This is a genomic window from Streptococcus mitis (assembly GCF_003942795.1).
In the GTDB taxonomy this organism is placed as follows: domain Bacteria; phylum Bacillota; class Bacilli; order Lactobacillales; family Streptococcaceae; genus Streptococcus; species Streptococcus mitis_BJ.
In genome coordinates, this window is the sequence record NZ_RJNY01000031.1 from 1 (window position 1) to 10,759 (window position 10,759).

The window sequence follows — 10,759 nt, forward strand, 5'->3', positions numbered from 1 at the left end:
TCTAGCTTAGCGATGATTTCTTTATGTGTTCCAGCATCCAGATAATCCAAGATTATGATGTTCTTGTCTTTAATTCCGAGTAAGTTTGTGATAAAATTTAATTGTTCCATAAGATTCTTTCTAATGAGGGTTTGGTCACTTTTCATTATAGGTCTTATGGGACTTTTTTTCTACAGCAAAATAGGCTCCATAAGACCTATGGTGGTTTTACCCACTACAGAAATTATAGAGCCGTTTTTGAACAGCTGATATGATGCGTTTTTATAATGTTAGAACTTTCCTCTTGTTTCAATTAATGGCTCTATTATATATCGAAATGAAATAAAAACTAAACAAATTGGTTGGGAAATTCAAACCAATTTCTAAAAATGTTTTAAAAATCTCGTTGTACTATTCTAGATTCAATCTGCTGTATATTGTGAAAATTCAAAAAGCTCATGAATCATCTGAAAAGCAGATTTCATGAGCTTATATCTGTTGGAGTTCTAAATGGATTCATTAATCATGTGCTTAAGATTTGATAGGATTTGTTCCAAAGTTAGGACTGTTTTCTGATGGTGATCTAACTGGTAGAGATTTTGAAAGTAATCTTGAATATCGTCTTCAAAATTTTGAGGTAGATGAGAGCAAGTGTTTTTTGCGAACTGGAGCATGCGTTTTTCTCCTGGATGGAGCTGCTCATTGAAGGCGAAGAGTGCGTCAAAGTAAGAGGCGAAAAATTCGCTGCTACGATGATTGATACTGAGCAGGTCTTGGCGTTTGAGAGCTTTTTTAATCTGTCTTGAAAAAGCTGGCATAGCTTGGTCGAGGAGCAGGAGCTGCTTGCTGATGATATTCTTTTTCAGCTCAGCTGGGTAGGGCAGGCTGTACTTGTTCTGGAGGGCAGCATAGCGACCGTCTCGATCGTAGAGAATCTTGCTGTGGAGCAGATTGTACCACATACAGGTGGTGTAAGAATTCTGAGCTTGGTGCTCTAAAATTACGGTCTGCAGGTCTTGGTCAAAGTCGTCCAGCGAGCGGTAAATCAGCTCAATCTCGATACCATTATTGAGGACGCAGTCGTCTTCCAGTTCCCAAAATTGATTGCCAATTCTTTAAAGAGATTTTGTGGCATAATCTTGTCCTTCTTAATTTTTTGACATCATTTTAGCAGAAAGTAAGGAGACTAGCAAGAGTGAAATGGAAATTTTTCTTCAAATATTTGCTGATATTTACTCAATTTTATTTCATATTATACAAATTTTTACTTTATAATATCAGAAAATACTTTTTTTTTTTAGTAAATATGATATAATTTTATTTGAAAAAAATAAAAAAGGAGATTTTATTATGAAATCAAAAACACTTGCTTTAATTAGTGGTATCGTTGGTCTTGTGGGAGGAATTTTACTTCTTATTGGTCCTTTTGTCTTGTTGGGAACAGCGGTAAACACAGCTGCTACAACTCTTAATGGAGGAGCTACTGCAGGAGCTGTTTCAGGTGTTGGCTTACTCTTGAATGCCTTGAAGATTGCAAATCTTGTTCTTGGTATCATTGCTATTGTTTACTATAAAGGAGATAATCGTGTAGGAGCAGCTCCGTCTGTACTAATGATTGTTTCTGGTGGAGTTAGTCTCATTCCATTCTTAGGATGGGTTGGGGGTATCCTTGCTATTATCGGAGGATCTTTATTCCTTGCAACATTGAAGAAATTCAAATCAGAAGAATAAGAGGCGTTTTAGCATGAAAAGATCAAAAAAGTTTATCGGTCTAGGAGTAGCTCTATTATCTCTTTCTCTTCTAGTTGCATGTGGAATACAAAGTTCAAAGAATACTTCAACAAGTAATGATGAGAAGACAGTAGCAACATCTAATAGTGCAAAAGAAACAATCACTTTCGATACACCGGTTGTAACAGACGATGCGATTGAATCAATGCGCACTTATGCAGATTATATAGATCTTTATAAAAAGATTTTTGATGATTATTTTACTAAAGCTGAGGAAGGTTTCAAAGGCACAGCTATGGAAAATAATGATTCGTTTACTAAACTAAAAGAGTCAACTCAAAAATTATTCGATACGCAGAAAAAATTGTATGATTTGCTAGGGTCTACTGAGATCAAGGAAGCTGATAAATCAAAATTATCTCAACAATTGAAAGATTTTAGAGACAATTTGCAAAAACAGTTGAAGGCTTTGACATCTCAACTACAATAAGATAGAAATTATTTTTTGTAGTAACTGAGAATAATTGGTAAAATTACACCCCAAATGTTAGAAATTGGGGTATCTTTTGAGATTAAATAATGGTTCCATATGATTCTTTCTAATGATGGTTTGGTTGCTTTTCGTTATAGATTATATGGGACTTTTTTTCTACACAAAAATAGTCTATAGGGGATTTATCCACTACAAATATTATAGAGCCAAAATTTACTAGTCCATTTCTTCAAATGAAGTTCTTCCTGGCCTGTCCGTGTAGATAATTAACATAATCAACTATTCAGTTTTCTCATAATTTTATATTTCTACTAATTATAAAGAGACTTTAGAACTTAAAATTATTTTTTAAAAATCAATATTTATTATAAAATTTTATAAGACTGTTTAATTTTTAGAGAAATTATGATAGAATAATACCTATAAAAATTTTAAGGAGATTATTATGAAAACAAATACACTTGCTCGTGTTAACGCTATTTTTGGTCTTATTTCAGGAATTGTATTGCTTTTAGCGCCAGTCATCATGTTTATCATGGCTGTTGGTGCTGCTGCGGCAACTGAAGACGCAGATGTAACAGTTGGGACATTGACAGGGCTCTCAATTATTTTGTCATTGGTTAAAATTGCTGTTTTAGTGTTGGGAATTGTGGCTATTGTTTATTATAAAGATGATGANCGTGTTACGAATGTACCTTCTGTTTTGCTCATTGTAGGTGGTGCGGTCGGCTTGATTCCATTTTTGGGATGGGTAGGTGGAATTCTAACCATTATTGGTGGTTCACTTTACTTTGGAACATTGAAAAAATTTGTAATTGAAGAGTAGTAGTTTTCCAATTATTTGGACGGGACTATTTCATCGTCTATCGAGAACAATTATGATAGTGTGATAAAGAGAAGACTGATAAGCTCTTCTCTTTTTAGTTGATTTTAACTAGCTTTTTTGTGAAAAATTGTGTAAAATAGAATAGATAAACGAGGGAAACCTCGAAAAATAAAAGGAGAATCCATCTAATGGTAAAATTGGTTTTTGCTCGCCACGGTGAGTCTGAATGGAACAAAGCTAACCTTTTCACTGGTTGGGCTGATGTTGATTTGTCTGATAAAGGAACACAACAAGCGATTGACGCTGGTAAATTGATCAAGGAAGCTGGTATCGAATTTGACCAAGCTTACACTTCAGTATTGAAACGTGCGATTAAAACAACAAATTTGGCTCTTGAAGCTGCTGACCAGCTCTGGGTTCCAGTTGAAAAATCATGGCGCTTGAACGAACGTCACTACGGTGGTTTGACTGGTAAAAACAAAGCTGAAGCTGCTGAACAATTTGGTGATGAGCAAGTTCACATCTGGCGCCGTTCATACGATGTATTGCCTCCAGCAATGCCTCATGATGACGAATACTCAGCACATACTGACCGTCGTTACGCTTCACTTGACGATTCAGTCATTCCAGATGCTGAAAACTTGAAAGTGACTTTGGAACGTGCCCTTCCATTCTGGGAAGACAAAATCGCTCCAGCACTTAAAGATGGTAAAAACGTATTCGTAGGTGCTCACGGTAACTCAATCCGTGCCCTTGTAAAACACATCAAACACTTGTCAGATGATGAAATCATGGGTGTAGAAATCCCTAACTTCCCACCATTGGTATTCGAATTCGATGAAAAATTGAACGTCGTAAAAGAATACTACCTTGGAAAATAATCTAAAAACAAAAAAGCCTAGGAATCCTAGGCTTTTTTGTTTTTGCTTCTGGTTTCCAACTAGTTGAAAAAGCGTTATAAATGATAGTAAAGAGTGACTTAATTGTAAGAAAGAGAGAAAGACGATGGCTTACAGGCTCTTTGTCAACTGTAGTGGGTTGATGAAAAGGGCTAGTAAGGTGAAACGATCTAATCGAGTGGTTATTCTAGGGTAATTAAAAACGATTTATCGTGCTGAAAATTTAGAAATGGCAGTACAAGCTTTAGAGGACTTTATCGCTGAATGGAAGCCAAAGTATAGGAAAGTCATGGAAAGTCTGGAGAATACGGATAATCTTTTAACTTTTTTCCAGTTTCCCTACCAAATTTGGTACAGCATTTATTCGACAAACCTCATTGAGTCTCTCAACAAAGAAATTAAACGTCAAACGAAAAAGAAGGTTCTTTTTTCTAACGAAGAAGCCCTGGACCGTTACTTAGTTACTTTGTTTGAAGATTATAATTTCAAGCAAAGTCAACGAATCCATAAAGGGTTTGGTCAATGTTCTGACACACTTGAAAGCTTATTTGATTAGCACTCCATAACTCTACTTGAGTGTTTACACATAATTATTGACAGTATCTAAAGCGTTTTTAGTGTAATCGTATATAGTTGTTGACAAAACATTTTAACAGTAAAAGAGTGCAACTTTATTTGTTCACTCTTTTTTTGCGTATAACAGAAAAATTTTTGATAAATAGAATAGTATTGCTACTTATTTATCAAAAATTTACGATGATTAGACGAAAGAATACTTTGCCCCAAAAATAGCATTTAGAAATATTTAGAAGATAAATAATGTGTCGCAATGCTCCAAATGGTTAGTTTTCTAAGTGTAAGCTTGTTCTTAGGCAGGCCATTGTTCCTTTACTAAAGGTAAAGAAATGGTGACTTTTAAGCCTGGATGATTGTCCAAAAAAACAATTTCACCTTGATGTAATTTAATAATTTGTTTGGTGATAACTGTTCCCATACCATGTGATTCATAATTAGTTGATTTTTGATTTAGCTCAGTAATTTTTTGAGCTGTAATATCTCCTTGATCCGCAATGACGATGAGCACTTTATTATCAGATAATTGATAAGTCAGATCAATCTGGTTAGAGCCGCTGTGCATAATACTATTAAGCAAGAGATTTCTAAAAGCTCTTGCTAATAAAGTTACCTCTCCTTTTACCAACACTGTCTCGGCAGGCAAATCAAAATGAAGTGTAATTGTTTCATAATTATTCAATATATCGGCAATTACTGTTCGTAGGACAGCAACCAAATCAAGATTGGAAAATTCGGAGTGACGCTTTTGGTTATCCAATAAGTAGCTCATATTGAGATTAGAAATCATTTCTTTCATAGTTTGAATCTGATTTTCAATTTCCTCTGTCTGCTTTCCTTTGCCATATTGCTGCTCTAACTGACTGTTATAACCTGATATGAGCATAAGAGGATTGCGTAAATCATGACTGACCCCTCTAATCCATTGCTCTTTCATCGTGTTGCTTTCTTCCAAAATATGAGATGTTTCATTGAGAGCCGTCTTAATTTCAGAGAAATTTCCCTTTTCTTTAAGAACGATATTTTGACCTTGAGATAAAGAAGTGACAGCAGTAATAATCGGCTCCATCTCCTTTTTAATACGCAACTTTGATCGGCTCAAAAGAATAAAAATAAGTAAAAGAATAATACCCAAGAAAACAAGTCCCAAACTGAGAAAATTCCTAATAAATTGCGTATTAGCATAGAAATTAAATTTTGCTAAGGAATGCTTTTTAGGATAGCCCAAAACTAAAATTTGCTGACCACGTACATAGGAGAAAACAGGGTAATCTTCTAAATACCAACGTGAAAATTTAACCATATCAGCATTCGTATAATGCCTTTTGAGTCCTTTAGGTAAATGATAAGATTGGACAATATTGCCATCTTGATTCAGTACCATAGCCCAAGTATTTTGTTTATCCATTTCAATTTTGCTGCTTTTATCAAAATTGAAATTATTCTCTTGACTCGATTGAGCGATTTTAGTGTAAAGTAGTTCCGGTTTTTCCTTTCCATAGAAACTAAAATAGGCTGAGAAAACCAAACCATAAACAAAAACAAGTCCTATGATTAAAGCCAAGATTAATAGAACATACCTGGTTAATAACTTAGTAAAAAATTTAACGGTATCCATTTAATTCACCTTTAGTTTGTAACCCAAACCTTTAACCGTTATTAAGCTTTCTGGTTTAGAAGGATTGGCTTCAATCTTTTGTCGAATCTTACGAATATGAGCCATTAGGGTATTATCATAGCCTTGGTATTGTAATCCCCAGACCTTTTCTAAGAGTTGGTCAAAAGTGACAATGCAATTCTTATTATCATATAAGACCTTAAGAATACTGTATTCCTTAGCTGTCAGCTGAATCTCTAGTTTTCCTTTGGTAATCAAGGCTTGGCTAAAATGCACCTGGCAAGCAGGCAAAACAAGGGTATCTTCCTTTTCGGGATAGGCTCTTTTTAGGATGGAAAGAATACGCAACTCCAAATCTCTTGGACGGAAAGGCTTGATAATATAGTCATCTGCCCCTAACTCAAAGCCCTGATATTGTTTTTCTATATCGGAGATTGCCGACAAAAACAAAACAGGAACCATTGAAGTCTTACGGATGCCCTTTAAAACTTCAAATCCTGATCCTTCAGGCAGCATAATGTCTAAAATAACTAAATCAAAAGATTTTTCTTCAAATTGCTCCAAAGCTTCTTTTTGTGATTGTACACTTGTTAGATTGCTAAACCCAGCAATGCTCAATGATTCTTGCACTATTTCTAAAATTTCTGGGTTATCGTCTAAAATTAAGATCTTCTTTTCTTTATAATTCATACTATTACCTCAACAAGACTAGTATAACACATTGCTTCCTTGGTCAAGGACTTTAAAGTAAAAATTAAGGAAGAATTAAGGTAATGAACAGGTTAAAATAAAGGAGGTTCATTATAATGAAAATAGCGAAAGGATGTAACATCACTCTAAGATTTTTAAAGGAGAAAACAAATGAACAATTATATCGTTGAAACCAACCAATTAAGTAAGGATTTTTCAGGTGAAGTAGCCGTTAATCAGCTCTCTATTCATATTAGAAAAAATGAAATTTATGGTTTTTTGGGACCAAATGGTGCTGGTAAGAGTACTGCTATGAAAATGCTTTTAGGATTGTTGCAACCAAGCCACGGTTCCATTAAGCTCTTTGGAAAAACCTTTAATAGCAATCAAATATCACTCCTCTCAAATGTAGGTTCCCTCATTGAAGAGCCCTCTTACTATGCTAATTTGACCGGTTATGAAAATCTTGAAATTATCCAAAAATTGCTTAAATTACCAAAAAGAAATATTGATGAAGTCTTAAAGATTGTCAAACTTTTCGATCAAAAAGACAAGCTAGTTAAAAACTATTCACTAGGCATGAAACAACGTTTAGGAATTGCGTTAGCTATTGTTAAATTTCCTAAATTACTGATTTTGGATGAGCCAACTAATGGTTTAGACCCTGCCGGTATTCAAGAAATTCGTGAGCTTATCAAGTCTTTACCACAAAAATACGATATGACTATCATCGTTTCTAGCCATATTCTTTCAGAAATTGAACAGATGGCTACAACTGTTGGCATTATCAATCATGGTCAATTACTTTTTGAAGGCCACCTATCTGACCTTGAAGAAGATGAAAAATATCTGTTTGAGACCAGTGATGATGTAACTGCTAAAAGAATACTAATGTTCAATGGTTTTAATTTGGATGATGACCCAAAATTGATTATCAACGATAACAATAAAGTTAATATAGCCACTGCTATTCGACTCTTAGTTGAAAATGATGTTGATATTTATCAAGTTCGTATGATTCGTCGATCGCTGGAAGATGTTTTCCTTGATATGACAGGACGGGAAGGAAGTGTTTTGTAATGCTAAATTTACAATTAGAATTTATCAAACTAAAAAGACGGTCTTTCTTGTTATCTTTGATTGCTATTGTAACAGTGGGCTTGATTTGGAGTAGCGTTGTTATCAAATATGAATTACCTAAAACACATGAGGCCTATAATGCCATTTATACCATGACTTACTTGAATGATTTTATTTTGCCACTTTTCATTGCAGTTTTAGCGTCTAGACTACTGGAATTGGAACATCTAGGCAAAACTTTTAAACTCTTGCAAACCAGTAACGAAAGTCCTTGGCAACTTTTTAAAGCTAAATTGACTGTGATGGCTATTTTTGCCTTTGTTGTCAGTTTGATTCAAACGCTTTTTCTGAAATTTATTATTCAAGGCATGCAGGTCAGTGTGACACCTGTTTCATTGAGTCTCTTTTTGTTCACAACTTTTTTGGTTTGTCTCTTTCTGTCTTGTTTACATCTTTGCTTAGCTTTTATCTATCCAAAGCCAAGTGTGACAGTAGTAACAGGCTTAATTGGTTCCTTCCTGTCATTTATAGGTATCGGTGCGTTACCAGTTCCTATTCGTATTTTCATTCCTTGGCAATATTTCTCTATGATGGGAATCGCTAAACGGGTGGCTGGAACTAACACTTATCTTTTTCAATACGATAATGCTTATCCCTTTAAATTAGTCGTATTATTGCTTATCATTTTTTTAAGCATCTTTGCCAGTAAAAAACTCATTGGAAAGGCGGATCTATTATGATTATTTTTGAATTTAAAAAAATCAAAAAAAGTGCTATTCCGATAACGCTAATCTTCTTTAACCTTGTTGGGTCCTTATTGGGAGCAATGATTTACGCTCTCAATCGNAAGGTGCTCCTAGATGGTACACAAGCTCACGTCCTTTGGGGACAAACAGTTTTCTATTCCTCGCAGGTATTTACTCCTATTCTGATCGGGATTATCTGTTCCATCAGTTGTCAATTCGAGGAAAGTAATAAAAACTGGCAGCGCTTATTAAGTATTCCGGTTAAAGCCAATCGTATCATTTTATCAAAAATCACCAGCTTATCACTAGTCATGGCTATTAGTCAACTGATAGTTCTTCTCTTTTATATTATCAGCGCTTTGGTTTTGAAGGTACCTTTTGCAAATTATCTACTGGACTTTTTGCTTTGGTCTATCACAGGTTGGCTAGCAACCATTACTATTGTCACCATTCAAATTTTTCTCAGTATTCGCTTAAAAAATTTCGCAGTGCCTATTCTTATATCAGCTATTTTGGCTATGGCAGGACTTATGACCCTCTTTATTGGACAAGGTCTTTTTAGAATTTTCCCTTATGCTCAGATTGCTGTTGGTGATCGAGCTCGTTCCTTAGTCCCTTTTACCTTATCTGAATTTATCCTTTTCTTAGTTGTCAATAGTGCTTATATTTTTGTCTTCTATACCTTAGCAGTTAGACAGCTTAAAAAGAGATTTATTTAATCTCATTTATAGTGAAAAACATGAAGAAAGCGAAGATTTATCGTAATTGTTATACAATTAATGATCAGCAAATAAACAGTGGGCTCTTTGTCAACTGTAGTGGGTTGATGAAAAGTTACAACCTGGAGAGGACCAAATTGGTTCTCTCCTTTTTGATGTTCAAAGCAATGAGAATTCTAGTTTTAAAGTTNTCAAAGTTCCGNAAGCCAAAAGCATTTCGCTTGATGACTTTGATGAGGTTATTGGTNGCCTCNAGTTTTGCGTTTGAGTNGGGANGTTCCAGTGCATTCATGATCTTGTNCTTATCTTTCNAAAAGGTCTTNAAAANAGTTTGAAAAATAGGATTTACAGAAGAAATTGTTTCTTCAATAAGACTAAAGAAATGTTCTGTTTGTTTCTCTTGAAAATGAAAGAGTAGGAGTTGATAGAGATTATAGTGCTGTCTAAGTTCTTGAGAGTAGGCAAGTATCTTTTCTAGAATCTCTTTATTGGTCAAGTGTGACCGAAAAGTTGGTCGATAAAAACGTTTATCACTGAGTTTACGGCTATCCTGTTGAATGAGTTTCCAGTAACGTTTCAGTGCTTTATATTCGTGCGATCTCCGATCAAACTGATTCATAATTTGGATGCGTACGCGATTCATTGCTCGATTGAGATGCTGGACAATNTGAAAGCGGTCGAGAANGATTTTNGCANNNGGAAAAAGTTTTCTAGCCATATCGTAGTAGGGACTAAACATGTCCATGATAATGACTTTCACACGACTTCTCACCTGTCTAGAATAGCGAAGGAAATGATTGCGAATAGTTGCTTGAGTCCGTCCATCTAGGATAGCTACAATCTTTCTTGTATCGTAGTCCTGTGCAATAAAGCTCATCTTACCTTTCTTGAAGCNNTACTCATCCCANNNCATGTGNNNTGGAAGGGAAGATAAATCTGTCTTGAATTTAAATTTTTTCAATTTACGNATGACTGTCGAAGTAGAGACCGATAAACTTTCGGCGATAGCNGTCATAGNGANTTTCTCGATTAATTTTTGAGTGATTTTCTGGTTGACGATCGTTGAGATTTGGTGGTTCTTTTTGACTAAGGAAGTCTCTGCGACAGCTATTTTTCCGCATACTTTACAACGAAAACGGCGTTTTCTCAATCGAATAAGAGTTTTGTAGCCCGCACACTCTAGATAGGGAATTTTAGATTCTTTTTGGAAGTCATATTTAGCCATTTGTCCTTGACAGTCGAGACACTTAGGAGCAGGATAATCTAGCTTAGCGATGATTTCTTTATGTGTTCCAGCATCCAGATAATCCAAGATTATGATGTTCTTGTCTTTAATTCCGAGTAAGTTTGTGATAAAATTTAATTGTTCCATAAGATTCTTTCTAATGAGGGTTTGGTCACTTTT

General features: G+C 34.9%; 10 protein-coding genes and 2 pseudogenes. 8 read left to right on the forward strand and 4 right to left on the reverse strand.

Going from position 1 to position 10,759, the window contains the following annotated elements; translation table 11 throughout:
* Nucleotides 1-485: 485 nt before the first annotated feature.
* Nucleotides 486-1,091, reverse strand: a pseudogene (locus D8847_RS09895) (DUF4037 domain-containing protein); the annotation flags it as partial.
* Between the two features lie 238 nt (nt 1,092-1,329).
* Here D8847_RS09895 and D8847_RS09900 point away from each other — a divergent pair.
* The 5 genes and pseudogenes from D8847_RS09900 to D8847_RS09920 all read left to right on the forward strand — a co-directional run.
* Entirely contained in the window at nt 1,330-1,710 is a 381-nt protein-coding gene (locus D8847_RS09900; RefSeq protein WP_125841438.1) for a hypothetical protein, read from the forward strand.
* A gap of 13 nt (nt 1,711-1,723) precedes the next feature.
* Nucleotides 1,724-2,200: a hypothetical protein gene (locus D8847_RS09905; RefSeq protein WP_125841439.1), complete on the forward strand. Its 477-nt coding sequence runs from the start codon at nt 1,724-1,726 to the stop codon at nt 2,198-2,200.
* 448 nt (nt 2,201-2,648) lie between these two features.
* Nucleotides 2,649-3,029, forward strand: a complete 381-nt coding sequence (locus tag D8847_RS09910; RefSeq protein WP_125841440.1) for a hypothetical protein — start codon at nt 2,649-2,651, stop codon at nt 3,027-3,029.
* Nucleotides 3,030-3,217: 188 nt separating this feature from the next.
* Nucleotides 3,218-3,910, forward strand: a complete 693-nt coding sequence (locus D8847_RS09915) for a phosphoglycerate mutase (RefSeq protein WP_000240120.1) — start codon at nt 3,218-3,220, stop codon at nt 3,908-3,910.
* 169 nt (nt 3,911-4,079) lie between these two features.
* Nucleotides 4,080-4,484: pseudogene (locus tag D8847_RS09920) on the forward strand (transposase); the annotation flags it as partial.
* A 312-nt stretch (nt 4,485-4,796) separates the two neighbouring features.
* On the opposite strand, the gene D8847_RS09925 reads toward D8847_RS09920, so the two are convergent.
* Both D8847_RS09925 and D8847_RS09930 read right to left on the reverse strand, forming a co-directional pair.
* A complete protein-coding gene (locus tag D8847_RS09925; protein WP_125841441.1) occupies nt 4,797-6,119 on the reverse strand; it encodes a sensor histidine kinase in 1,323 nt (440 codons plus the stop codon).
* Entirely contained in the window at nt 6,120-6,809 is a 690-nt protein-coding gene (locus tag D8847_RS09930; RefSeq protein ID WP_125841442.1) for a response regulator transcription factor, read from the reverse strand.
* Between the two features lie 171 nt (nt 6,810-6,980).
* Between D8847_RS09930 and D8847_RS09935 the strand changes: the two genes are divergently transcribed.
* The 3 genes from D8847_RS09935 to D8847_RS09945 are packed head-to-tail and all read left to right on the forward strand — an operon-like array spanning nt 6,981 to nt 9,354.
* Nucleotides 6,981-7,889: an ABC transporter ATP-binding protein gene (locus D8847_RS09935; protein ID WP_125841443.1), complete on the forward strand. Its 909-nt coding sequence runs from the start codon at nt 6,981-6,983 to the stop codon at nt 7,887-7,889.
* Nucleotides 7,889-8,629 carry an ABC transporter permease gene (locus D8847_RS09940; protein ID WP_125841444.1) on the forward strand — a complete coding sequence of 247 codons (741 nt, stop codon included), beginning with the start codon at nt 7,889-7,891 and terminating at the stop codon, nt 8,627-8,629. Before D8847_RS09935 ends, D8847_RS09940 begins: the two co-directional genes overlap by 1 nt.
* Nucleotides 8,626-9,354 carry an ABC transporter permease gene (locus D8847_RS09945; protein ID WP_125841445.1) on the forward strand — a complete coding sequence of 243 codons (729 nt, stop codon included), beginning with the start codon at nt 8,626-8,628 and terminating at the stop codon, nt 9,352-9,354. Before D8847_RS09940 ends, D8847_RS09945 begins: the two co-directional genes overlap by 4 nt.
* 115 nt (nt 9,355-9,469) lie before the next feature.
* Here D8847_RS09945 and D8847_RS09950 read toward each other — a convergent pair whose 3' ends face one another.
* The gene (locus D8847_RS09950) at nt 9,470-10,726 is read right to left on the reverse strand and encodes an ISL3 family transposase (protein ID WP_185757956.1); all 1,257 of its coding nucleotides are present in this window, start codon (nt 10,724-10,726) and stop codon (nt 9,470-9,472) included.
* Between the last annotated feature and the right edge of the window lie 33 nt (nt 10,727-10,759).